Below are 23,418 nucleotides of genomic sequence, written 5' to 3' on the forward strand. Positions count from 1 at the left end.
GGCTGCGCTCAGTACGCGCCGGACAGCAGCGCGCCCGCGCCGGGCACGATCGGCTCGAGGTCGAGCTCGCGCAGCATCGCGTAGGTCGTCGCGATCGCGGCCGTGATGACCGGCTTGCCCGTCATCGCCTCGACCTTCGCGACGGCCGGCAGCGACGGCATCTGCACGCAGGCGGACAGCACGATCGCATCGGCGTCCTGGTACGGCAGCGTCTTCACGATGTCGGGCAGGCGCGCGGGGTCGTGGCGGCCGACGTCGAGGTTGTCGGGAATCTCCAGCGCGCGGTACGCGAGCACGTCGAAGCCTTCGTTGCGGATGTAGTCGACCACGAGCTCGGTCAGCGGCAGCATGTACGGCGCGACGACGACGATCCGCTTCGCACCGATCACCTTCAGTGCGTCGACGAGCGCGCCCGCGCTCGTCAGCACCGGCGCCTGCGCGCCGTTGTCGGCCGTGTGCTTCGTCAGGCGTGCCTGCGACACGCGGTGGTAGCCGTGCCCCATCGCCATGATCGCGACCAGGCACGCGTAGCCGAGCACGTCGACGCGCGCATCGCTCAGTTCCACCGCGCAGCGGTCGGATTCGGCATCCATCGCCGCGAGTTCTTCCTTGACGACCTTCTTCATCCGCATCCGGCTCGAGTGATACGTGAAGCGCTCGGGGCGGATCGCTTCGCGCAGCCGCAGCATCGCGGGAATCTCGGTTTCCATCGTCGTGTTGGAACTCGGCACGATCTGGCCGATGCGGTAGGTCTTGCTCATGACGGGAGGCTCCGTGTCGGTAAGGGGGGCGGCGCGCGGGTGCAGGATCGCCGAATGTCGAGCAAAGTCTAGTGTGTACATTTGAAAATGGCAATGGATCAAAATGAGGCTCGACGCGACGCTTCTATTGGTGCGCGCGGGTTTGTGAGGAATTATTGGTGTTTTCCCGTATGCGGTGACGACACTCGATAATCCGCTTGTCCTGAATAAATTGAGTGTGTACGCTATATAAACGCCATTCAATCCGCCCGTATCCGTGCCGCGTTAGGCCACGGGCCCACGATCAGGAGATCCGCATGAGCACACCCCGTATCGCAATCATCGGCGCCGGTCTCGGCGGCACGGCCGCTGCGGCGCTGCTTCAGCGCGGCGGCTACGACGTCGCGCTGTACGAGCAGGCGCCGGCGTTCTCGCGCCTCGGCGCGGGCATCCACCTCGGCCCGAACGTGATGAAGATCATGCGGCGCATCGGCTGCGAGGACGCGCTGGAGACGATGGGTTCGCATCCGGATTGCTGGTACAGCCGCGACTGGCAGACGGCCGACGTGCTCGCGCAGATCCCGCTCGGCGACTATGCGCGCAAGGCCTACGGCGCGAGCTACCTCACCGTGCATCGCGGCGATTTCCATGCATTGATGACGCAGGCGGTCACGCCCGGCACGATCCGCTTCGGCAAGCGGCTCGCGGCGGTGGAGGACACCGGCGACGCGGTGCGCCTGACGTTCAGCGACGGCAGCGTCGAGACGGCCGACATCGTGATCGGTGCGGACGGCGTGAATTCGCGGATCCGCGAGCACCTGCTCGGCGCGGAGCCGCCTCGCTACACGGGCTATGTCGCGCACCGTGCGGTGTTCCCGGCGTCGCTGCTGGGCAACAAGCCGTACGACATGTGCGTGAAGTGGTGGTCGGAGGATCGCCACATGATGGTCTACTACGTGACCGAGAAGCGCGACGAGTATTACTACGTGACCGGCGTGCCGCAGGCCGAATGGCCCGAAGGCGTGTCGATGGTCGACAGCAGCCGCGATGAAATGCGCGAGGCGTTCGCCGGTTTCCACGCCGACATCCAGCACCTGATCGACGTGTCGCCGTCGATCACCAAGTGGCCGCTGCTCGAGCGCGATCCGCTGCCGTTGTGGAGCCGCGGCCGCCTCGTGCTGCTCGGCGACGCGTGTCATCCGATGAAGCCGCACATGGCGCAGGGCGCCGCGATGGCGATCGAGGATGCCGCGATGCTCGCGCGCTGCCTCGGCGAAGTGGGCATCGGCGACTACGCGGGCGCGTTTGCGCTGTACGAGGCGAATCGCGCGGCGCGTGCGTCGAAGGTGCAGCTCGTGTCGCACAACAACACGTGGCTGCGCACGAACGAGGATCCGTCGTGGGTGTTCGGCTACGACGTGTTCGACGTGCCGCTCGTGTCGCCGTCGCGCAGCAGCGTCGCGGCGGTGGCCTGACGCGTACGCGGTGCCCGCGCCGGCCGGCGCATCGCCGTTGCTGTCGCGCGCGCCGAGGCGCCGGTACGTGCGTTTTTCGGTGTGTTATATGTCAGGGCGCGCGCGGGTGGGCGCACACCGGCGGCAGTGCCCGCCGCCGGCACCCTCGGCCCGCGCGCCGCATTCCGGATCCATTCATGTCCCATCCCGCTTCTCCGTCGCGGCCGCTGGCGTTTCGCGTGAACGGCACGCCGCGCACTTTCGACGAGGCTGCGCCCGACGCGCCGCTGCTGCTGGTCCTGCGCAACGACTGCGCGCTCAATGGCCCGAAATACGGCTGCGGGCTCGGGCAGTGCGGCGCATGCACGGTGCTGGTCGACGGGCAGGCAACGCGTTCGTGCGTCGTGCCGGCCGCCGCCGCGAGCGGGCGCGATGTCACGACGCTGGAAGGGCTCGGCTCGCGCGACGCGCCGCATCCGATCCAGCGCGCGTTCATCGACGAGCAGGCCGCGCAATGCGGTTATTGCCTGAACGGGATGATCATGAGCACGAAGGCGCTGCTCGACCGCAATCCCGCGCCGGACGATGCGGCGATCCGCGATGCGTTGCGCTTCAATCTCTGCCGCTGCGGCACGCACCTGGAGATCATCCGGGCCGTGCATCGCGCGGCACGCTATCTGCGAGGCGGCGATGAAGCCTGACGCGGGCTTGTCCGCAGCGCCGGCGCGCGCGACGGCACCCGAGCCGCGCGATGAAGCCGGCACCGATACATTGCGCGCACATCGGGCGCGCTACACATGGCCGATCGGCGATGCGCATGCAGATGCGCGGGTATCGCTCGACGTCGAAACGCGGACCGCGTCCGACGGGCGGATGACGACCTGGCGCTATCGCGCGCAGGCGGCCGCTACGGACACGGCGGCGGACGGCCTTCACGCGCCGCACGGTGCGGCGACCGAACGCGCAGATGCCGGCCGCGCCGCGCCGTTCGTCTACCGGCACGCGCAGACGTCGATCGAACTCGCCGACACCGGCCATGCGATTCCCGGACACGCGCACGTGTTCGCGCGCGAATCCTTCGTCGACGAACTCGCGGGCGCGCTGCGGCGCGACCCGGTCGCATTGCGGCTGCAGCATCTCGATGCGGCGCGCGACGCGGGGCCGCGCGAGATTATCCGGATGGTCAGCGAGCGCGCTGCATGGGGTGCGCCGGCCGCGGCCGACGCGGGTTCACCTGCTCGCCTGAGCGGGCGCGGCTTCGCTTTCGATGGCGCCGCAGCACCGGCCGGCGACGCACCGCCGGCGGCCGACGCGAGACGCGATGGCGACGCGCGCTGGTCCGCATGGGTCGTCGATCTCGATGTCGACCGTGCGACGGGCGACGTTGCCGTGCGGCGCGTGGTGGCCGGGCAGGGTGCCGGCGAACCGGGCGACGCATCGATGGCCGGTTTGCCGGCGTGGCAGATCGAGGCGGCGATTTCGCGCGTGATGGGCGCACGGTTGTCCGCGCGGCCTGCGCATGACGAAATCGATGCGGGTATGCAGCCAGGCGCGATCGCCCACGAGCTGGTTGCGTTCGACGACGCAGCGCATCGCGCGCACGGCGAACTGCCCGTGCACGATGCGCGCCGGATCGAGCAGGCAGCGGCGCCAGCCGCGGCGGCGATCGCGAACGCGCTGTACGACGCGACCGGCGTGCGGTTTCGCGCACCGCCGTTCGACGCCGAGCGCATTCGCGCGGCGCTCGCGCGGCCGGTGCCGGTCGATTCCGGCGAGGGGCTGCGCAGCGCCCCGCGTCGCACATCGCGGTGGCGCCGCTGGCTGGCCGGCGGCGGCGTGGGCGGCGTGGTCGGCGGGCTGATCGGTCTGGCCTGCGCGATCCTGCCGGGCCCCGCGCCGATCGCACCCATTGCTCCCGGCGGCGCGGACGGCGCGATGTGGAGTGCGGCGACGCTCGAGCGCGGCCGCCAGGTCGCCCTCGCCGGCGATTGCGCGGTGTGCCACACCGCGCCCGGCGGCGCGACCAACGCGGGCGGGCTCGCGCTCGATACGCCGTTCGGCACGATCTACACGACGAACCTCACGCCCGATCCGGAAACCGGCATCGGCACGTGGTCGTATCCGGCCTTCGCGCGCGCGATGCGCGAAGGCATCTCGCGCGACGGCACGCACCTGTACCCGGCGTTCCCGTACACGGCGTTCGCGAAGCTGAGCGAGCCGGACCTGCTCGCGCTCTATGCGTACCTGATGTCGCAGCCGCCGGTGAAGCACGTGCCGCCGAAGACGAAGCTGCCGTTCCCGCTCGACCAGCGGCGCCTCGTCGCCGGCTGGAACTGGCTGTTTCACGATGCGCGGCCGTTCGCGCCGGACCCGGCGCGCTCCGCGAGGTGGAATCGCGGCAAGTATCTGGTCGACGGCGCCGGGCACTGCGGTGCGTGCCACACGCCGCGCAATGCGCTGGGCGCGGAGAAGGGCGGCTTCGCGTACCTGTCGGGCGGCGAGGCCGAGGGATGGGTCGCGCCGCCGCTCGTCGCGTCGGCGGCTGCGCCGGTGCCGTGGACCGAGGGCGCGCTGTTCGACTACTTGCGCACGGGTTTCTCCGCGCAGCATGGCGTCGCGGCCGGGCCGATGGCGCCCGTCGTCGCGGGACTCGCGTCGCTGCCCGAGGCCGATGTCCAGGCCATCGCGCACTATCTCGCGTCGCTGTCGCCGCCCGTCGATGCAGCGGCCGCCGCCGATGCGGCCGCCCGGCAGGCGCGCGGCGCGGAAGCCGTCGCGACGCTGGGCCTCGAGAACGGTCGCCGCGCGTTCGACGCCGCGTGTGCGGTCTGTCACGCGGAATCGGGCGGTGTCGGGCATTTCGGCGTACGCCCGCTGATGGGGCTCAACACGAGCGTCAGCCAGGCCGCGCCGGACAACCTGCTGCGCGTGCTGCATCACGGGATCGACCAGCCGGCTACCGGCGCACTCGGCTACATGCCGGGCTTCGGCGACGCATTCGACGACCGGCAGATGGCCGAACTCGCCGCGTACATCCGCGCGCGCTACGCGCCGGGGCAGCCCGAGTGGCGAAACCTGGCCGAAACGTCGGCAAGGATCAGGCAGGAAGCCACACACTGACCGGCCGTCGGAAAGCGTCATGCGGCGGGGCGGCCGGGCAAAACTACCGGTGGTGGCATCGGGCCCGGAAATGGGGCGGAAATATTGCCCCATTTTCATCATCGTTTAACCATTCGAAACAATGTGTTCACTGAAAGGGGCATGATCTCCGGCGATTGAGCAGGCATACTGTCGCCTATGTTGTTCAATGCGCGTCGAACGGCGCGCGCTTGCCCCCCATGTCCACTCCAGTTTCCTTTCGAACCTTGCGATGGTTGACCGTCGCGGCTGTTGCATGCTTGCTCGCCGCGTGTTCGACCGCTTCCGACGTGACCGCGACGTCGAACCCGAACGTGTATACCGTGACGACGCGCACGGTCGGCGTGTCGACGACGTGGGCCGACGCCCATACGAAGGCCATCGACGAAGCCACCAGCTACTGCACGCAGCGCGGCATGCGCGCGAGCATGAAGCAGGAATCGCTGACCGGCAGCAGCCGTGTCGGCGCGCGCTCCGAACTCGCGTTCGAGTGCCATCCGACCTTCGAGACGGCGTCGAATCCGCGCGGTTGAATGGCCGGCGGCGCTCGCGCGCCGTCGCCGCCCGCGTGTTCCTTTCCCCGCAAGCAAAACGACCCGCGATGCCGTTCACGCACCTCGCGGGTCGGCGCACGTCCGGCGCGGCTTCGGCGGTTACGCCGGCTGCGCCTCGTACAGCTTCACGCACGCGGAGAAGTCGAGCATGCCGAGCCCCTGCTGGCTCATCGACTGATAGAGCTGCTGCGCGAGCGCGCCCATCCACACCGGCTGGTGCGCGCTCCGCGCCGCTTCGGTCGCAAGCCCGAGATCCTTCAGCATCAGGTTCGCTGCGAACCCGCCCGCATAGCCGCGCGCGGCCGGTGCGGTATCGCTCACGCCCGGATACGGGTTGTACGTGTCCGAGCTCCAGCAGCGGCCGGTCGACGTATTGATGATGCCGGCCAGCACGGCCGGATCGATCCCGAGCGCGGCGCCGAGCGCCATCGCTTCGGACACGCCCATCATCGAGATCCCGAGCAGCAGGTTGTTGCAGATCTTCGCGACCTGCCCGGTGCCCGTGCCGCCGCAATGCACGACGTTCTTGCCCATGTCGAGCAGCACGGGGCGGATGTGCTCGAACAGCGCGGCGTCTGCGCCGACCATGAAGGTCAGCGTGCCGGCCTGTGCGCCGCCGGTGCCGCCCGACACGGGGGCGTCGGCGAGCGGGAAGCCACGCTGCGCGGCGGCGTCGGCCACCGCGCGCACGGTGCCGGGATCGATCGTGCTGCAGTCGATCAGCGTCGTGCCGGCACGCGCGCCGGCCAGCACGCCGTCGTCGCCGAGGTAGACCGCGCGCACGTGCCGCGCGGCCGGCAGCATCGTGATCACGACCGCACCGCGCGCGGCCGCGTCGCGCGGCGAACCGGCCGCCGCCGCGCCTGCGCGCACCGCGGCGTCGACCGCGTGCGCGTCGAGGTCGAACACCGTCAGCGCGTGGCCGGCTTTCAGCAGGTTGGCGGCCATCGGGCCGCCCATGTTGCCGAGTCCGATGAATGCGATTTCCATGTGCAGGCTCCCGGGGTCAGCGCAGCGCGATTGTCGTGTTCACGCCGCCGGCCGTCGCGTCGTCGTCGAACCAGCGTGCGGTGACCGTCTTGGTCTGCGTGTAGAACTGCACGACTTGCTTGCCGTACGGGCCGAGATCGCCGAGCTTCGAGCCGCGCGAGCCCGTGAAGCTGAAGTAGGGCACCGGCACCGGAATCGGGATGTTGATGCCGACCTGGCCGATGTCGATCTCGCTCTGGAACTTGCGCGCGGCCGCGCCGCTCTGCGTGAACAGCCCCACGCCGTTGCCCATCGGGTTACGGTTGACGAGCGCGATCGCTTCGTCGAGCGTGTCGGCTTCGAGCACGACCACCACCGGCCCGAAGATTTCTTCCGTATAGATCGACATGTCGGTCGTCACGCCGGAGAAGATCGTCGGGCCGACGAAGTTGCCCTGCTCGTAGCCGGGCACCTTCACGTCGCGGCCGTCGAGCAACAGCGTCGCGCCTTCCTTCACGCCGGCGTCGATCAGCGACAGGATGCGTTCCTTCGCCGCCTTCGACACGACCGGCCCGACGTCCGTGCCGGCTTCGGCGCCGGCGTTGACCTTCAGCGCCTTCGCCTTCTCGACCAGCTCGGGCAGCCAGTCGCGGGCCTTGCCGACCAGCACGACGACCGATGTCGCCATGCAGCGCTGGCCGGCCGCGCCGAAGCCCGCGCCGACGAGCGCGTTGATCGACTGCTCGCGATGCGCATCGGGCAGCACGACCGCGTGGTTCTTCGCGCCCATCATCGACTGCACGCGCTTGCCGTGCTGGCTGCCGAGGTTGTACACGTGCGTGCCGACGCGCGTCGAGCCGACGAACGAGATCGCCTTGATGTCCGGATGCGTACAGAGACGGTCGACTACCGTCTTGCCGCCGTGCACGACGTTCAGCACGCCCTGCGGCACGCCGGCCTCGATCGCGAGCTCGACGAGCTGCATCGTCGACAGCGGGTCCTGCTCCGACGGCTTCAGCACGAACGTGTTGCCGCAGACGATCGCCATCGGGAACATCCACAGCGGGATCATGCCGGGGAAGTTGAACGGCGTGATGCCCGCGCACACGCCGATCGGCTGGCGCAGCGTGTAGGTATCGACGCCGCCCGCGACGTTCTCCGCGAATTCGCCTTGCTGCAGCGTGCCGATCGAGCAGGCGTGCTCGACCACTTCGAGGCCGCGGAAGATGTCGCCCTGCGCGTCGGGCAGCGTCTTGCCTTGCTCGGCCGTCAGCGTGTGTGCGATCCGTTCGAGATTGCGGCGCACGAGATCCTGGAACTTCAGCATGATGCGCAGCCGCGCGCCGATCGGCGTCGTCTTCCACGTCTGGAACGCGCGCTGCGCGGACGCGATCGCGGCGTCGACCTCGTCGAGCGTCGCATACGGCACGCGGCCGATCACTTCCTGCGTCGCGGGGTTGACGATGTCGCCCCATTCGGCGCTTTGCGATTCGACGAATGCGCCGTCGATCAGCAGCTTGGCGGTGGGCAGGGCGAGGGTGGTCTGGGGAACTGCGGCGTTCATGGATGTCTCCGGAAAGCGGTGTGACGATGAAAAAAGGTGTCTGCTTCCGCCGCGCGGGCATCCACGGCGGTCAGCAGGCCGAACTGAAATTGACCGGATGCGGCTGGCGTGCTCAGGTGCGTGCCGGACGCATGAGTGCGGTACACATGAGCGCGAACACGCCGAAGCCGACGAGGTACGCGATCACGTAGTGCGGCTGGCCGCCGCCGGCCTTGAGCAGCGACGTCGCGATCATCGGCGCGAAGCCGCCGCCGATCACGCCGGCGAGCTGTACCGACAGCGAGATGCCGCTGTAGCGGATTTCCGCCGGGAACTGCTGTGCGAACAGCAGCGATTCCGGCGCATAGAGGATCGGGAACACGACGCCGAGGCCGAGCACGATCGCCCACCACGCGTACGACGTCTGCTGCGTGCCGAGCATCATGAAGAACGGTGCGGCGAACGCGCACATCAGCACGAGGCCGATCGCGAACATCCGGCGCTGGCCGATGCGGTCGCTCAGGTGGCCGCACAGCGGCATCGTGACGAGCGACAGCGCCGCGCCGGCCGTGATCGCGTGCAGCATCTCGGCCTTCGGGAGGTGCAGCTGCTGCGTCGCGTAAGCGAGCGCGAACGTGACGACCATGTAGAACCACGTGTTCTCGGCGGCGCGTGCGCCGACGATCGTCAGCACCTCGCGCGGATGGCGGCGCAGCGCGGCCGTCACCGGCGATTTCTCGGCCTTGCCCTGGCGCTGCATCTTCTCGAAGTCGGGCGATTCGGGCACTTTCGCGCGGATGAACCAGCCGAGGCCGACGAGCGCGATGCTCGCGAGGAACGGCACGCGCCAGCCCCACGACAGCATGTCGGCTTCCGGCAGCGCGGCCACCGCGGCCATCGCGACCGACGACAGGATCAGGCCGAGCCCGACGCCCGTCTGCGGCAGGCTGCCGAACAGCCCCTTGCGGCCCTTCGGCGCGTGTTCGACCGCCATCAGCACCGCGCCGCCCCATTCGCCGCCGACCGCCATCCCCTGCAGGAAGCGCATCGCGATCAGGAGCGCGGCGGCCCAGTAGCCAATGCTGTCGTACGACGGGATCAGCCCGATGATCATGCTCGGCACGCCCATCAGCAGCAGCGTGATCATCAGCATCGACTTGCGGCCGATGCGGTCGCCGAAGTGGCCGAACACGATGCCGCCCATCGGCCGCCCGATGAAGCCGACCGCGAACGTGCCGAATGCGGCGAGCGTGCCGACGACCGGGTCCAGCGACGGGAAGAAGATGCGGTTGAACACGAGCGCGGCGGCCGTGCCGTAGAGGAAGAAGTCGTACCACTCGATCGTGGTGCCGGCCATGCTGGCCCAGCCGGCCAGCAGGTAGTGCTTCGCGGTGCGGGCGGGCGCCGGCGCCGCGACTGTCGCATGCTCATCGAGGGTGGATCGGGTCTGCATGGTGTCTCCGTGGTGGTGCCGCGGCTCGTGGTCCGCAGGTCACGGTCGAGTATAGTTATGCGCAGATTCATCATGTACCGATAAAGAAACCGGTTGGATGTGCATTTATGCACATCGATAGCCGGCCCGGAGACCCCTGCCCCTTTTTCCTCGCCGATGCGACACGCTACCGAGCCGGTTTCCGGCAACCTGAACTGGGACGACCTGCGCTTTTTCCTCGAAGTCGCGCGCACGCAGCGCGCGAGCGGCGCCGCGAAGCGGCTCGGCGTCGACTACACGACTGTCGCTCGGCGCATTCGCGCGCTCGAGGCCGCGATGGGCACGCTGCTGTTCGACAAGTCGCGCTCCGGCGGCTTCACGCTGACGGCCGAAGGGCAGCGGCTCGTCGCGTATGCGGACGCGATGGAGACGACCGTGCAGTCCGCGTGCGACCAGGTCGCGAACACGGGCGAGGCGCTGTCGGGCCATGTGCGGATCGGGTCGACGGAGGGGTTCGGCTGCTTTTTCCTCGCGCCGCAGCTCGCGCAGTTTCGTGCCGAGCATCCGCACGTGACGGTCGACCTGCTGCCGGTGCCGCATTTCGTCAACCTGCCGAAGCGCGAGGCGGACCTGGCGATCACGCTCGAGCGGCCCGAGCGCGGGCCTTACGTGGTCACGAAGCTGTGCGATTACCAGTTGCGGCTCTACGCGACGCGCGACTATCTCGCGAGCCACGCGCCGATCACGTGCACGGACGATCTCGCGCAGCACGCGTTCATCAGCTACGTCGACGATCTCGCGTTCAGCAACGAACTGCTGTACCTGGACCGCGCGGTGCCGGGCGCGACGGCCGGGCTGCGCACGACGAGCGTGATCGCGCAGTATTTCGCGGCGCTGCAGGGCGGCGGGCTCGCGATCCTGCCGTGCTTCATGGCGGCCACGCAGCCGGCGCTCGTGCCCGTGCTGCCGGACGACGTGGTCGTCACGCGGTGCTTCTGGCTGACGTGCCGCGAGGACCTGCGCAAGCTGCGGCGCGTGACCGCGCTGTGGGATTACCTGCGCGCGGCGGCAGACGCGAATCGGGCGCTGCTGTCGGGTGAATCGGGGAAGATGAGATTCGTCGGCGAGCCGGAATAGCGGGGCACGTGTTCGTCGAAATGACGGCCGCCAGCTTCGGCATGGTGGCGGTGATGAAGGCGCTTGTGCCGCTCGGTGCGTTGCGGATGGAAATCGGATTCCTGAGCGTGCGTTACCGCTATTGGGCGCACGGGAACCCGGAGCAATGGCCGCATGGGTGCTGGCGCTTTGCATGCTGCTCGCACTGGCGCTGCTGCCGTTGCTGCTGACCTATGCTCGGACCGCATGGGGCGCGGCGGTGAAGTAACGGAGGCGGCGCGGCGGTTGTGCCATCATGTGCGCACCGACAGCCGCAAGGAGACGGTCGTGGAAATTCGTTCGAAGTGGACGTTCGATTGCCGGCCAGAGCACGTATGGCCGCATTTCCTCCATGCCCGGATGGACGACACGCGGCCGTTGCTGTTCCGCCTCGGCGTGCCGAAGCCGGTCAGTTGCCGCGTGCTCGAAGGCGTGCCGGCCGTCGGCAATACGCGGCAGTGCACGACCGATCGCGGCACCATCGACCAGCGGATTCTCGTGCTCGACGAGCAGCGCCGGCTGCGTTACCGGATGGTGGCGTCGACGGTGTGGTGCCGCGACTGGGTCGGCCTGCTGGAAGACGAATTCACGCTGACGCCCGTGGCAGGCGGCAGGACACGCGTCGAGCGGCGCACCGTGTTCAGCGCGCGCGGTTTCTTCAGGCCGGTTCGGCAGATCGGTTTATGGATCGCGCTGTTGCAGGCTCATCGATACGCGGCGCGCAACTGGCGGCGTCTCGCGATGGCGGCGCAGGGGCAGGCGGTCGCGATGGAGCCGGCGCGAGCCCGTTTTTAGCCTGAACAGGCGCTAGGCCTTCAGCGCGGGTGCGTAATAGATTTGCCCGATATCCGTGTCGCGTACCTGGCCGTTGCGTTCGGCCTCGGTGCGCGTATCGAAGAAATCGAGCGTGCACAGCTCCGGGCGGCCCAGCGCCTTCAGGATGCTCGACGTGCGCCACGCCGGCAGCCAGTCGGACCACGACAACCGTACACCCAGGATCAGCGCGAGCAGGACGCCCATCGCGAGCGGCCCGCCCAGCAACATCGCCAGATCGAGACCCAGGTCGGAAAAGCCGCCGTCGCTGGTCCATAGCACCAGGGCCAGGATCGGGATGAGAAAGCAGGTCATGCCGATGAACATCCATTTCCACGCCAGCCCGATGTTACGCGTCAGGCCGGCCAGCCCCGTGTCGCTGCACGCGTGATCCATCACCATGCGGCGCCGGTCCGGAGACGACAGCGCGAACAGGCGGCCGCGGCGATCGACCACGGCAACCACGTCGTCGCCGGCGTCGAAGCACTGCCCGCCGAGGAACCCGCGGAACGTTTCGCCGCCTATTTCGATTTCCACCGGCAGCTTCGCGAACAGGATCTTGCCGTTCTTCCCGACGGTCACGTACGCGTTTTCGGACGTGAAGGTCCGGGTTTCGCGCAGGTTCGCGTACGACCACGTCGCCGGATGCTCGACCTTGTCGGCCGCGGCGTTCAACCGGGCGAGGACGAGATCTTCGTCGGCTTGCTGAAATATCAGCGCATTGGCCGCGGCTCCGTTGCCGGTGAGCGCCGCAAGGATCGGCACCACGGTGTGCGTGAACCGGTAGCCGAGCGATTTCTTGCGGGCTTCGGGGTCGACGGGCGGCACCTGACGACTCCCGGCAGTGCCTTGGTCGGGGCGCTCGAGAAAGCGCAATGCGATCAGTTTGCCTTCGACAAGACGCAGGGGTGACGACATAGGGGGCGCGGTCGCGACGGGACAGGGTTGGCGGAGTCTACCAGTCGTCTGACTTTATGCGCGACGCGCCCGACGCATCGTTCCGCCGGCCCCGCAGCGCGGCCGGCAGTGCGCTGCGATCGTGCATCGAACCCGGCATCAATCCGGGCAACCCAGCCGGTCCGCGAGCTCGTTCAGGTTCCTGACGTCGAAGTCCCACGCTTCGTCGGCTTGCAGGTCGGTCGTCTGGCCGGGGCCGTGTTCGGTCGGCCGCAGCACGAACGCGGTCGACAGCCCCTGCCGGCGCGCGGCCGCGAGATCGCCGTTGTGCGCGGCAACCAGGCACAGCTCGGCCGGTTCGACGCCGAGAATCTCGACCGTGTCGCTGTACACCTGCGGCGACGGCTTGTACGCGCGGACGACTTCCGCACCGAGAATCGCATCCCACGGCAGCCCCGCGCGTTTCGCGACGTCGACCATCAGCCGGATGTTGCCGTTCGACAGCGGCGCGATGATGAAGCGACGCTTCAGCCTTTGCAGCGCCGCGACGGCGTCGGGCCATGGGTCGAGGCTGTGCCACGCGAGGTTGAGCGCGTCGATGTCGGCGTCGGGCACGTCGATGATCCCGTAGCGGTCGAGCGTGCGGACGAGGTTCTCGCGGTGCAGGACGTCGAGCCGCACGTAGCGGCGGCGCCCGCTGCGGACTTCTTCCATCGACGGCGAATATTCGGCTCGCCATGCATCCGCGAATTCGAGCGGGTCGAGCGCGGGGGCGTAGCGGTCGAGGAACGCGGCGGCGCCGCGTGCGACGCCGCTTCTCCAGTCGACGATCGTTCCGAAGACATCGAAAACGAGCGCCTTGATTTCGGCAGGGTTCGTCATGGTGATCCAGTAAGGGTCGATCGATGAGGTTACGAATCGCCGTGCCGCCCGACTGCGCGACGCCGGTTCGATCGTCATTGAATCACGGATACGGAAAGGCGGTTCGGCCGGCCGCCATGTTGCACCGCCCGATGGCGTGGCGCGCGAACTGTCCGCTGGGCGTCGATGGCTCGCGAGATTCGCGCGTAACGAATCCGGCATCCGTCGCGCGCACCCTGTCCGGCCGCCCCGGCTCGGGTTACTCCGGACGCAATTTTCCGACAACCCGCAATAAGCAGATATCTCCGCATCGGGCCGCTCACTACCATTCGTCGAACGGCTGATGGCCGCGCGGATGGCCGGCCTGCCGGACTGCCGGACTGCCGGCACGACGAAACGGAGCGCCGCAATGGAGGAGAGGAAGCTGCGACCGCGGCATCGACTCGTCGCGTTGATCGCGACGGTGTCGGCGCTGATGCTCGCCTACGGCGTGGCACGACATCTGTCGCACGCGTCGACAAGACCGCCGGATCAACAGGTCTTTTCCGTCGACGTCGATCGGGACAAGGCGCCGTGGGAGCGATCCGTGATCGCGATTCGCGAAGGCGTGCCGGCGCATATCCGCGTGCATTCGCGAGAGGCGGGTGTGCTGATGGCTCATGAAATACCGGGTGCGCTCGCGGCATGCACATCCGGAACCGATCAGTCGATGGACATTCTCCCGGTCGGGATCACCGGGCGCTTTTCGCTTCACTTTCACAGCCGGGCCGGCGAGCAGATCGAGGTCGCCGTCATTGAGATATATCCGGACAACTAACGACAAGCATGGATAGAGACGAATTTCGAAACAGGAGGAGACAAGGATGCAAGCACTGACCCGTACAGCGATCGCGTTATCGCTCGGTACCTTCATGCTCGCCGGCTGCGGCGGAGACGACAACGACGTGACGAGTGCGACGCCCGCCGTATCGGTGGCGGACTACGTCGTGCCGCGGGTGCCCGGCTGCGGCCCGGGCGACACGCCCGAGACGGCGCTGCAAGGGCAGGTGCCTGCCGCGCTGCGCCAGTCCGGATTCGGCGGCTTCAACTGCAACCTGAAGCGCGTCAGCCAGGTGCAGGGCGAGGGCGCGTCGTGGTCGGCCGCGACCTACACCGACCGGCAGGGGCACACCTGCTTTTACCATGCGACGATGGGCGCCTCCCCGGCATTCAACAATCCCGATGCGCCGCCGCGCGTGAACCCGGGCGTGCCGGTGATCGACATCACCGACCCGGCCAGGCCGGTACGGGTGAGCTCGCTGACGTCCACGGCGATGGTCGACCCGTGGGAATCGCTGCGCGTGAACGTCGCGCGCGGGATTCTCGCCGCCGATAACGGGCTCGGCGGCGCCGGCGGGCCCGAAGTCGACCTGTACGACGTGGCCACCGACTGCACGCGCCCGCAGTTGCTCGCGAGCGTACCCATCGGCACGGGAGCCGACGGCGGCATTCTCCCGAGTGCCAGGCCGATGGGCCACGAAGGCGGCTTTTCCCCGGACGGCTTCACGTACTACATCGGCGGCGCGTTTTCCAAGTCGTACTACGCAGTCGACCTGACGATCCCGACGCGGCCGAAGCTGATCTCGGCGATCACGATGGCCGAACTGGGCTTCGGAGCGGTTCCGCATGGGCTGTCCGTGAGCCAGGATGGAACCCGTGCCTACTTCATCGGCCTCGGCAACACGGGCGCGGCGACCGGATCGGGCGCACCGCCGCTGGACAACCTGAACTCGAACGGCGACAACGGGTTCTTCGTCATCGACACCAGCGAAGTGCAGAGCCGTCGCCCCAATGCGCAGATGCACCGGATCGCAACGGTGCCGGTGCGCGACGGCAGTGCGGGGCAGCATACGATTCCATTCGCGGTGGGCGGCAAGCCCTATGTGGTCGAGGTCGACGAAGGCGGATCGGGCGGCCTCCAGGATCCGGGGGCGGCAGGCGTGAAGGCCGCATGCAATGCCGGCATGGCGCCGTTCCCGCTGGGCCATATCTACGACATGTCGAACGAAGCGGCGCCGAAGCTCGTGTCCGAGCTGAGACTCGAAACGCATGCGGTGCAGAACTGCAGCAAGGTGATTCCCGACATCCTGGGCCTTTCGACGTTCACTTACGGCTCGCACTACTGCAGCGTCGACAACCGGGAGAACGCCACGGCGCTCGCGTGCAGCTACTTCAACTCCGGCGTGCGCGTCTTCGACATTCGCGATCCGGCCAAGCCGAAGGAAATCGCGTACTACAACCCGCCCGCCGCGAAATCCCCGGGCGCCGGTTCCGCGCACCTGATGTTCGGCCAGTATCGCCCGGGCGGCCCGGACTGGTGTGCGTCGCGCCTCGATTTCGACTTCGACCGCCATCTGCTGACCACGGCGTGCCAGGACAACGGCCTGCTCGTGCTGTCGTTCGAGAACGGTGCGTGGCCGTTTCCCGAAAGCACCAAAGCGACGGAGATCGGCAATTGATGCGCAGCAGACAGGTTGCTCGCAGGTCGTTGCGTGAGGGGGGTGCAAGCGGCAAGGCCGGCGCGCGAGGCCGTGCCCGGCGAAATCCGGGCGTTGCCGCGCTGGCCTTGCTGGCGGCGCTCGCCATGCCGCTGACGTGCTCGGGGTTCGAAGCGGACGTGCACTTCGGTCTCACGGCCTGGCTTGCGCGGCAGGCGGGGTTCGCGTCCGGCGAGGCCGACGCCATCGCGCTTGCCGACCAGCGGATGGATGCCGGCTCGATCGAATACATGACGTCGCCGCTTCAGTTCGCCTGCCTGTCGCGCTTCGCGCCCGATGCGCAGGATACCCAGGCGGCGCACTATCCGGGCGAGACCCGGGTGCCGGCCGCTGCCGCGGCGCGGGCCGTGGTGCCCGACGGCCCGGCCTCGCGCGCCTTGGTCGACGCCACGCTGCGGCGCGCCGAGGGGCGCAATGCCGCCTTCATGCTGGGCGAGTTCGGTCGGGCGCTGCATGCGCTGCAGGACGCGTGGGCGCACCAGGGCACGCCCTCCGTACCGGACTGGCGCCGCGACGGCATCGAATGCGATGCCGGTCTGGCGATGGCCGCGCCGGTCGAGCGCGGCGGCCCGTCCGGCCATGACGCGGAGATGACCTGGCGTTGGCCCGTCGATACGGAGGCGATGGCGAAATCGACGTATCTCCAGATGCTTCGTTATCCGAAGATCAATGGCGTGTCGAGAAACGCGCTGCCGTGGGAACAGGTCCGGCTGCTGCTCGCCGGTTTTATCGACGCGCGTACCAAGCACGCGAAATCCGGCTGGTTCGTCGCGAACGGCGTAAAGGACACGTCGTTCCTCGACGGCACGAGCCTGCCGGACGGCCCCGCGTGGCAGGCGGTCCGCTGGCACGGCCGGCGTGACGTGCCGAAGCCGGCGTCGCCGGCCGTGCAACCCGGCGTCGACAAGGCGCTCGTCGACTTCTACGCGCGCTTCTTCCACGACTGGGTCACGACGTCGCCGGTGGACAAGCGCTGGCTGCCTGCGCTCGCTGCCAGTCGTACCGGCAAGCCCGACGGCCCGCTCGTCGAGCAGTTGACCGGTTGGCGCCTGCGGGATCACGGCGCCTACCTCGCCGTCGGGACGCCTTCGCAGCCGACGGGAAGCGCCAAGGCGATCTTGCGCAACCGTGCGTCGTTCGCGGTCTTCAGGTCGCTGAACGATGCAGTGCTGCCGCTCATCGTGGAGGGCGACAAGCCGTCTCCGATCCTGCCTTTCGTGGTGTTTCCGTTGCCGGATTCGGCCGGCGGCAACAAGCGTGCCGTTGCGTTGATCAAGCTGCTCGATGCGCCTTACGACACGATCGGCGTGGTGTCGGAGCAGGGAAGCGTGGCCGGCTGGAAGATCACGGGACTGATTTCGTCATCCGATTACTGATATGCGCGACGACTTCGAATACGATGCGCGCGGCGCGACGGCCCCCGTCAACACCCGGGTACTGCGCCGCAAGGCATGGCTGGCCCCGGGGGGCGCGGCGTTTCTCGCATGCGCGCCGACCTGCGCCGATGCGCATGCATGGAATATTCCCTACTACCTGCCTGTGCCCTTGTGGCTCTATGCGTACGCGGCCACCGGCACGCTCGTGGTGTCCTTCATGATCCTGGCGTTCGCATCGGGCGCTCGCATTCCGGACACGCGCGGGCCGGCGATCCGATGGCGCCGGGACTGGCGGATACCGGCCGCGGCGCTCGCAGCGGGGCAGGCCGCCAGCATGGGTTTCATCGTCCTGCTGATCGTGTCGGGCCTTGCCGGCACCCAGAACCCGTTCGTCAACCTCGGCATGTCGGGATTCTGGCTCTGGTTCTATCTGGGGTCGATCTATGTCAGTGCGGTGTTCGGCGGCCTCTATGCGCTCACCAACCCGTTTGCGTTGATGCTGCGGATCGCGGCGCGCTGCGTTCCGGCAATCGACAAGGGCCGGTATCGCTATCCCCGCGGCCTGGCATCGTATCCCGCGCTGATCGCGTACGTTGCCCTCATCGCGCTGGAGCTGTTCGGCGCGGCAAGGCCGCGAGACGCGAGCCTGTTTCTTGCCGGCTATGTGATCTATGCGCTGGCCGGTTCGTTCTGCTTCGGCCGAGACGTGTGGCTCACGCATTTCGATGCGTTCGGCATCCTGTGCGGATTGTGCGCGCGACTTTCGCCGTTCGAATGGCGTCGCGTGTCGGCGCGCGAAATCGGCATCAGGCTGAGGAATCCGGTCGCCGGCATGGCATCGGAGCGGCCGCTGGACGCGAGCGTCGTGATCTTCCTGTCGTTCATGCTTTCGTCGACGGCCTACGACGGCTTGCGCGATACGGCCGTCTGGAACACTTTCTTCTGGCGCGGCATCTATCCGCTGATCGTCGCGGTATTTCCGGCGCTGAAAAACCACTACGCGATCGCGGGAGATCTCGTGCTCGCCGGGCAGTGGGCCACCTTTGCCGCAGTCGGGCTGGCCTACCATGGCCTGTTCCGGGGCTTCTGCGCGCTCGGTGCGGCGGGATCGCGTTCGACGCTGGATGGAGGGGCGTTTGCGCGGCAATTCTGCCTGTTGCTGTTGCCGATCGCGCTGTTCTACAACGTGTGTCACTACTTCACGCTGTTCATCGACCAGAGGCGGCAGATCCTTTCACTGCTCTCCGATCCGCTCGGCATCGGCTGGAACCTGCTGGCGCTCGAGCCGGCGCAGGTCGCGCCGACCTCGCTGCTGATCGACGTCGGCTACATCTGGCATGCGCAGGTCCTGCTGATTCTCGCCGGCCATGTGCTGAGCGTGTACGTCACGCACGCGATCGCCGTCCGTCATCGCGTGCTGGCCGGCACCGTGGTGCTCAACCAGTTGCCGTTGCTGGGGCTGACGATCGCGCTGACGATCAGCGGCCTGTGGATCCTGTCGCTGCCGCTCGCGTGAGGTTCGCGGCACGCGGCTTGAGCCCGGACGGCGAGCATCCCCACCGTTTGCGGAACGTGGCGGAGAAGTGGCTCGTGGTCGAAAAGCCGCATGCGAGCGCGGCCTCGGTCACGTCGCATCGCCCGCGTTCGATCAGGTCGCGGGCGGCTTGCAGCCGGGTCTCGACGATGTACTGATGCGGCGTCAGCCCGTTGGCTTTCTTGAAGTTCCGGATGAACGAATACAGGTCGCCGGGATAGTCGACTGCTTCGGCAAGCGTCACGAGCGTCAGCGGATCGCGGAAATTGTCGCGGATGTACTCGACGGCCCGGCGCATCCCCTGCGCATGCGTGTACTCCCGGGCCTTTCGCGTCGACTCGAGATACGACATGCGGCCAAGCGCGGCCGCGCCCAGGGTTTCGACGTAGGTCGGCCCCGACGGCATCCCCGCGACCGCATCTTCATGGATGCTCCTGATGATCTGCACGAGCAGATCGTCGCTCACGTCGAAGCGGGGCACGGCCGGGACGGTCGGCGTGCTGGACCGCAGCCCGCACCGCGACAGCCAGCCCACATCGAAATGGACGGCGAGCCACTCGATGTCGTTCGACCAACGGCTGGAGCACGCGAAGCCGGGCGGCACGTAAGTCAACGGCGTGCGCATCACGTGCGCGGCCCATCCGTTGCCGTCCGTGCGCATCTCGAATCCCGTCGGCGCGCGCAGGTGCAGCGTGAAAATCGGCTCGGTCGTTTCGAGATCGATCAGCTCCGACGCGGCGGCGATGTAGTGGTCGATCGCGACGACGCCGCGCGACGGCGTCGCAAGCTGCCTTTTCCAGCCCGCAGGCGGTTGCCAGTTCGACCGGCGTCCGTCGGGGTGTTTCGCACATACATAGCGCAACGCTGGCCGGTTCTGCATGCCTGTTCCCTTCATGTTGCCTGGACACGGGCGAAGCACGCGCTCGCCGCGATGGTCCGCCCTGGAGAATCAGCACACTGTAGGGCGTCATGCTTACTCGATGCTTACCTGTCCCGGACGACGAGGAAAAGGGGCGCCCCGCGCGCGGTCGAGCGGAACGGCCGCACGGCACGGGATCACGGAGCGCGGAATCGTCCGATGTTTGCCGGTTCCGGAAGACGGCCGGCCGCCTTCAATGCCGCTTGCGGATCTGCACCTGTACCTTGCCGTCGCGGATCGGCATGACGTCGGGGCTGTCGTCACCGACTTCGCTCGCGATCAGGTCGTTCAGGCGGCCGTTCATTGCGAGCAGCAGCTCGCCGTGCTGCTTCCTGTCCACCGCGAGATTGCGCATCTCGCCCGGATCGCTCGCGACGTCGAACAATTCGACGTCGTTGTGCGCGAACAGGTCTTCCATCGTCGTCGGCCGGTTGAATTCGAGCGGCGAGAAATAGCGCGTGAACCGGTAGCGGCCGTCGAACACGCTGCGGATCGTGCCGCGCAACCGGAAATCCGGCTGCTGCGCGAGCGCACGACGCAGCAACTCGTCCTCCGGCACGCCCTTCTGGCGCATCGTGCCCAGTTCCTTCAGCATCCATTCGCTGTCGTAGTAGAGCAGCATCGCGTAGTTGAACAGCGTCGCATCGCGCGCCGCGTGCCGCTGCGCGTCTGCCGGCTTCGCGAGCCAGCGCGTGAGGTCGTGCCCCTTCAGCGCGCTGCCGCGGATCGACGCGAGACGCGCGTCGTCGAGACCGGTGAGCCCGAGCAGCGTCGGCGCGATGTCGATGTGCGACGTCAGCGCATCGCACTGCATGCCGCCCGGATACGCGGGATGGCGGATCACGAGCGGCACGTGGTTCTGCGGCTGGTACGCGGTTGCGCCCTTGCCGACGAGCTGGTGCGCGCCGATGTGATCGCCGTGGTCGGCCGTCATCACGACGATCGTGCGTTCGTCGAGGCCGAGCGACTGCAGCGACTGCAGCAGGCGCACGACGTGCGTGTCGCAGTCGCGCACGCAGTTGAAGTAGTTGTCCTGATAGATGCGCAGGCGTTCGTCGGTGAACGGATAGCGGCCGACGAGGTTCGCATGCGCGGCGTTGAACATCCCGTGCGCGGGCGGCCGCCCCGGCTCGTCGTACGGCTGCCGCCGCGACGCCGCGAGCGGCACGTCGCGCCACGACGTGCGATACAGCGCGTCGTTCGGCGGCGGCGCGTTGCCGAGCATCGGGTGGTTCGCGTCCTGCACCGTCGAGCCGTTCGTGTCGGTGTTCACGAACATCGCGTCGTGCGGGTTCACCAGGTTCACCGCGAGGAACCACGGCTTGCCTTCCTTCGCGAGGCGCGGCGCGTGATTGCGCATCCAGCTCACCGCGGCCTCGGCCGTGATCCCGTCGTACTGGTAGCCGCCGCGCACCATCCCGATCAGGTCGCCCACGCCGAAATAGTCGTCGAAGCCGTACGAGCGGATCGTGCGGTTGTAGTCGGCCACGGGCGCCGTGTACGGGCTCGCGGTTTCGTGCATCGACGCGCTCAGGTGCCACTTGCCGAGATACGCGGCGTAGTAGCCGGCGTCGCGCAGCATGTGGCCGACGGTGCGCACGTCCGGCGACATGTCCTTTTGCCAGGGCACGCCCGCGTTGTCGAGCACGCCGGTGTGCTGGATATGTTGCCCCGTGTAGACCGTCGAGCGCGACGGCGAGCACACGCACGCGGCGATCTGGTGGTGCATGAACGTGATGCCGTCGCGGCGCAGCGCTTCGCGGCCCGGCACCGGGAACGGCCAGCGGTCGAAGTGGCGCTCCTGGTCGGTCAGGATGAACAGGATGTTGTAGCCGGCGGGCGGCGCGGCGGGCGTGGTCGTCGCGCCGTGGAACGCGGGCGCGGGATCGGCGCCCGCGCCGGCGGCAACCGGGGCGGCCGGCGGCGTGTTCGCGGCCAGCGCGTCGGCGCCGAAGCCGGCCGCCGCGACGGCCGCGCCGGCCAGCTTGAGGAACTGGCGCCGCGGGGTGGGTTCGGCGGCGGGGGTGTCCTGATCGTCTTTCACGTCGGCTGTCTCCTGGTCTTGCCGGCTCGTGCCGGGGGTTTTCACGCCGACGACTATGCGGCAGGATCGCGTATCGATCGATGAAAGATCGGGATCGATCGATAACCTGACGAACATGAATGACGGAGACGCCCGTGACCCACGACCCACGCGCCCCGGCCGGCCGCACGCAGCCGGAACCGCTCGTGCCGCCCGGCGCGCCGGCCCACGAGCGGCGCATCGCGCAGGCGCTGCGCCGGCTGCGCGTGCGTGACATGGAAACGCTCGACACGCTCGGTCGCACGCGCAGCTTCGCCCGCACGGCCGAGGCTGCGTCGATCACGCAGCCCGCGCTGTCGAAATGGCTGCGCGAGCTCGAGGAATCGCTCGGCCTGCCGCTGTTCGAACGCACGTCGCGGCGCGTCGCGCCGACCGCCTACGGCGACGCGCTGCTCGAATGCATCGGCCGTGTGCTGACCGACATGCGCGGCGTCGCGCCCGCGTTCGACGCGTTGCGCACCGGCACCGGCCGCCCGGTGTCGATCGGCCTGCTGCCGAACATGGCGCCCCAGCTGATTCCGGGCGCGCTGGCGTGGCTGCGGGAAGCCGGCCGTCCCGTGCAGCTCAACGTGCGCGAGGACACGCTCGACCGGATGCTCGCGCAGGCGCAGCGCCGCGAGCTCGACCTGCTCGTGTGCCGGCTCGATGCGTCGGCGCTGAGCGCGGGGCTCGACGTCGCGCCGCTGTATCGCGACGACATGATCGTCGTATGCGGGCCGCGCCATCCGCTGCTCGGGCGCGCGCGGATCGGCTGGCGCGATGTTGCCGCGTTTCCGTGGATCGCGCCGCCGCTCGGGTCGCCCGCGCGCACGGCGCTGGACACCGAGTTCGCGAAGGCGGGCCTGCCGCCGCCGTCCGTGTTGATGGAATCGGTGTCATGGCAGACCAACCGCGCGGTGGCCGAGCAGTCGCCTTGCCTGTTCGTGCAGTCGGCCCGCGCGTTCGAGCTGGCCGCACGCGCAGGGGAGCGCGTCGGCCGGTTGCCGCTGAAGCTGTCGACGATGCCTGACACGGTCGGCGCGCTGTATGCGGCGCCCGCGGGCGTGTCGGTCGCGGCCGCGATCGATGCGTTGAAGGCCGTCACGCGCACGGATCCCGGCGCGCTCGCATGACCGCCAACGGAGCCGGGGCGCCGCCACAATCTGACAAACCGTCGGCAAGCGCGGTGCGACCGGGCTCGGCCTTGCCCAGCGCCGTCGCGCGGCGTGCAAGTCTTTCCGCAAGCTGACCGCCGGCCGCCAACGCGGCACCGACCGCGCGTAACCCCTGATGCACGTGGACGCGCGGGTTGTCACGGATTGGTGTTAAATGTATTTCGGTACGCGTGGCACCGCGCGCCATACGGGGCGCACCGGGCATCGGCGTAAACCCGGAGCGACAAACGGCACGAAGGCTCGAAAACGAATCGGGCGC

The 23,418-nt window shown here is 68.4% G+C and carries 19 protein-coding genes; 11 read left to right on the forward strand and 8 right to left on the reverse strand.

Annotation, left to right across the window (positions count from 1 at the left end; all coding sequences use genetic code 11):
- Window positions 1-8: 8 nt before the first annotated feature.
- Window positions 9-761, reverse strand: a complete 753-nt coding sequence (locus tag B7G54_RS34415; protein WP_060212471.1) for a maleate cis-trans isomerase family protein — start codon at window positions 759-761, stop codon at window positions 9-11.
- Window positions 762-1,057: 296 nt separating this feature from the next.
- On the opposite strand from B7G54_RS34415, the gene B7G54_RS34420 reads away from it, so the two are divergent.
- The 4 genes from B7G54_RS34420 to B7G54_RS34435 all read left to right on the forward strand — a co-directional run bounded on the left by B7G54_RS34420 (window position 1,058) and on the right by B7G54_RS34435 (window position 5,865).
- Window positions 1,058-2,215 (forward strand): FAD-dependent monooxygenase, encoded by a 1,158-nt coding sequence (locus B7G54_RS34420; RefSeq protein WP_085043166.1) that lies wholly within the window; start codon window positions 1,058-1,060, stop codon window positions 2,213-2,215.
- Window positions 2,216-2,391: 176 nt separating this feature from the next.
- A complete protein-coding gene (locus B7G54_RS34425; RefSeq protein WP_085043167.1) occupies window positions 2,392-2,895 on the forward strand; it encodes a (2Fe-2S)-binding protein in 504 nt (167 codons plus the stop codon).
- Window positions 2,885-5,314, forward strand: coding sequence for a cytochrome c (locus B7G54_RS34430; RefSeq protein WP_085043168.1), 2,430 nt, complete (start codon window positions 2,885-2,887; stop codon window positions 5,312-5,314). Before B7G54_RS34425 ends, B7G54_RS34430 begins: the two co-directional genes overlap by 11 nt.
- Before the next feature lie 218 nt (window positions 5,315-5,532).
- Window positions 5,533-5,865: a hypothetical protein gene (locus B7G54_RS34435; RefSeq protein WP_085043169.1), complete on the forward strand. Its 333-nt coding sequence runs from the start codon at window positions 5,533-5,535 to the stop codon at window positions 5,863-5,865.
- A gap of 120 nt (window positions 5,866-5,985) precedes the next feature.
- Here the strand turns inward: B7G54_RS34435 and mmsB are convergent, their stop codons facing one another.
- The 3 genes from mmsB to B7G54_RS34450 form a co-directional block, all read right to left on the reverse strand.
- Complete coding sequence (gene mmsB, locus B7G54_RS34440; RefSeq protein WP_085043170.1) at window positions 5,986-6,876, reverse strand: 3-hydroxyisobutyrate dehydrogenase; 891 nt, start codon at window positions 6,874-6,876, stop codon at window positions 5,986-5,988.
- Between the two features lie 16 nt (window positions 6,877-6,892).
- Complete coding sequence (locus tag B7G54_RS34445) at window positions 6,893-8,419, reverse strand: CoA-acylating methylmalonate-semialdehyde dehydrogenase (protein ID WP_085043171.1); 1,527 nt, start codon at window positions 8,417-8,419, stop codon at window positions 6,893-6,895.
- A gap of 112 nt (window positions 8,420-8,531) precedes the next feature.
- Window positions 8,532-9,851, reverse strand: coding sequence for an MFS transporter (locus B7G54_RS34450; RefSeq protein WP_085043172.1), 1,320 nt, complete (start codon window positions 9,849-9,851; stop codon window positions 8,532-8,534).
- Between the two features lie 156 nt (window positions 9,852-10,007).
- Between B7G54_RS34450 and B7G54_RS34455 the strand changes: the two genes are divergently transcribed.
- Entirely contained in the window at window positions 10,008-10,967 is a 960-nt protein-coding gene (locus B7G54_RS34455; protein WP_085043173.1) for a LysR family transcriptional regulator, read from the forward strand.
- A 306-nt stretch (window positions 10,968-11,273) separates the two neighbouring features.
- Window positions 11,274-11,780 carry an SRPBCC family protein gene (locus B7G54_RS34465; protein ID WP_085043210.1) on the forward strand — a complete coding sequence of 169 codons (507 nt, stop codon included), beginning with the start codon at window positions 11,274-11,276 and terminating at the stop codon, window positions 11,778-11,780.
- Between the two features lie 12 nt (window positions 11,781-11,792).
- On the opposite strand, the gene B7G54_RS34470 is transcribed toward B7G54_RS34465, so the two are convergent.
- Window positions 11,793-12,716 carry a hypothetical protein gene (locus B7G54_RS34470; protein ID WP_085043174.1) on the reverse strand — a complete coding sequence of 308 codons (924 nt, stop codon included), beginning with the start codon at window positions 12,714-12,716 and terminating at the stop codon, window positions 11,793-11,795.
- 138 nt (window positions 12,717-12,854) lie between these two features.
- A complete protein-coding gene (locus B7G54_RS34475; RefSeq protein WP_085043175.1) occupies window positions 12,855-13,577 on the reverse strand; it encodes a haloacid dehalogenase type II in 723 nt (240 codons plus the stop codon).
- A 388-nt stretch (window positions 13,578-13,965) separates the two neighbouring features.
- Between B7G54_RS34475 and B7G54_RS34480 the strand changes: the two genes are divergently transcribed.
- Genes B7G54_RS34480 through B7G54_RS34495 form a run of 4 tightly spaced genes read left to right on the forward strand, consistent with a single transcriptional unit; the run spans window position 13,966 to window position 18,985 of the window.
- Window positions 13,966-14,373, forward strand: a complete 408-nt coding sequence (locus B7G54_RS34480; RefSeq protein WP_244289467.1) for a hypothetical protein — start codon at window positions 13,966-13,968, stop codon at window positions 14,371-14,373.
- A gap of 46 nt (window positions 14,374-14,419) precedes the next feature.
- Entirely contained in the window at window positions 14,420-16,054 is a 1,635-nt protein-coding gene (locus tag B7G54_RS34485) for an LVIVD repeat-containing protein (protein ID WP_085043176.1), read from the forward strand.
- Window positions 16,009-17,469, forward strand: a complete 1,461-nt coding sequence (locus B7G54_RS34490) for a DUF6765 family protein (protein ID WP_244289468.1) — start codon at window positions 16,009-16,011, stop codon at window positions 17,467-17,469. The genes B7G54_RS34485 and B7G54_RS34490 overlap by 46 nt, the downstream gene beginning before the upstream one ends.
- 1 nt (window position 17,470) lies before the next feature.
- A complete protein-coding gene (locus B7G54_RS34495) occupies window positions 17,471-18,985 on the forward strand; it encodes a hypothetical protein (protein WP_085043177.1) in 1,515 nt (504 codons plus the stop codon).
- Here the strand turns inward: B7G54_RS34495 and B7G54_RS34500 are convergent.
- Window positions 18,948-19,883, reverse strand: a complete 936-nt coding sequence (locus B7G54_RS34500) for an AraC family transcriptional regulator (protein WP_085043178.1) — start codon at window positions 19,881-19,883, stop codon at window positions 18,948-18,950. The genes B7G54_RS34495 and B7G54_RS34500 overlap by 38 nt on opposite strands.
- 232 nt (window positions 19,884-20,115) lie before the next feature.
- Window positions 20,116-21,966, reverse strand: coding sequence for a sulfatase family protein (locus tag B7G54_RS34505; protein ID WP_085043213.1), 1,851 nt, complete (start codon window positions 21,964-21,966; stop codon window positions 20,116-20,118).
- Window positions 21,967-22,100: 134 nt separating this feature from the next.
- Between B7G54_RS34505 and B7G54_RS34510 the strand changes: the two genes are divergently transcribed.
- A complete protein-coding gene (locus B7G54_RS34510) occupies window positions 22,101-23,117 on the forward strand; it encodes a LysR substrate-binding domain-containing protein (protein WP_085043214.1) in 1,017 nt (338 codons plus the stop codon).
- Window positions 23,118-23,418: the final 301 nt, after the last annotated feature.

The organism is Burkholderia puraquae (assembly GCF_002099195.1).
Lineage (GTDB): Bacteria > Pseudomonadota > Gammaproteobacteria > Burkholderiales > Burkholderiaceae > Burkholderia > Burkholderia puraquae.

What these genes read in the sequence shown, in the direction of transcription:
- B7G54_RS34415 (WP_060212471.1), bottom strand. Translation starts at nt 761, where the DNA reads ATGAGCAAGACCTACCGCATCGGCCAGATCGTGCCGAGTTCCAACACG.
- B7G54_RS34420 (WP_085043166.1), top strand. Translation starts at nt 1,058, where the DNA reads ATGAGCACACCCCGTATCGCAATCATCGGCGCCGGTCTCGGCGGCACG.
- B7G54_RS34425 (WP_085043167.1), top strand. Translation starts at nt 2,392, where the DNA reads ATGTCCCATCCCGCTTCTCCGTCGCGGCCGCTGGCGTTTCGCGTGAAC.
- B7G54_RS34430 (WP_085043168.1), top strand. Translation starts at nt 2,885, where the DNA reads ATGAAGCCTGACGCGGGCTTGTCCGCAGCGCCGGCGCGCGCGACGGCA.
- B7G54_RS34435 (WP_085043169.1), top strand. Translation starts at nt 5,533, where the DNA reads ATGTCCACTCCAGTTTCCTTTCGAACCTTGCGATGGTTGACCGTCGCG.
- mmsB (WP_085043170.1), bottom strand. Translation starts at nt 6,876, where the DNA reads ATGGAAATCGCATTCATCGGACTCGGCAACATGGGCGGCCCGATGGCC.
- B7G54_RS34445 (WP_085043171.1), bottom strand. Translation starts at nt 8,419, where the DNA reads ATGAACGCCGCAGTTCCCCAGACCACCCTCGCCCTGCCCACCGCCAAG.
- B7G54_RS34450 (WP_085043172.1), bottom strand. Translation starts at nt 9,851, where the DNA reads ATGCAGACCCGATCCACCCTCGATGAGCATGCGACAGTCGCGGCGCCG.
- B7G54_RS34455 (WP_085043173.1), top strand. Translation starts at nt 10,008, where the DNA reads ATGCGACACGCTACCGAGCCGGTTTCCGGCAACCTGAACTGGGACGAC.
- B7G54_RS34470 (WP_085043174.1), bottom strand. Translation starts at nt 12,716, where the DNA reads ATGTCGTCACCCCTGCGTCTTGTCGAAGGCAAACTGATCGCATTGCGC.
- B7G54_RS34475 (WP_085043175.1), bottom strand. Translation starts at nt 13,577, where the DNA reads ATGACGAACCCTGCCGAAATCAAGGCGCTCGTTTTCGATGTCTTCGGA.
- B7G54_RS34480 (WP_244289467.1), top strand. Translation starts at nt 13,966, where the DNA reads ATGGAGGAGAGGAAGCTGCGACCGCGGCATCGACTCGTCGCGTTGATC.
- B7G54_RS34485 (WP_085043176.1), top strand. Translation starts at nt 14,420, where the DNA reads ATGCAAGCACTGACCCGTACAGCGATCGCGTTATCGCTCGGTACCTTC.
- B7G54_RS34495 (WP_085043177.1), top strand. Translation starts at nt 17,471, where the DNA reads ATGCGCGACGACTTCGAATACGATGCGCGCGGCGCGACGGCCCCCGTC.
- B7G54_RS34500 (WP_085043178.1), bottom strand. Translation starts at nt 19,883, where the DNA reads ATGCAGAACCGGCCAGCGTTGCGCTATGTATGTGCGAAACACCCCGAC.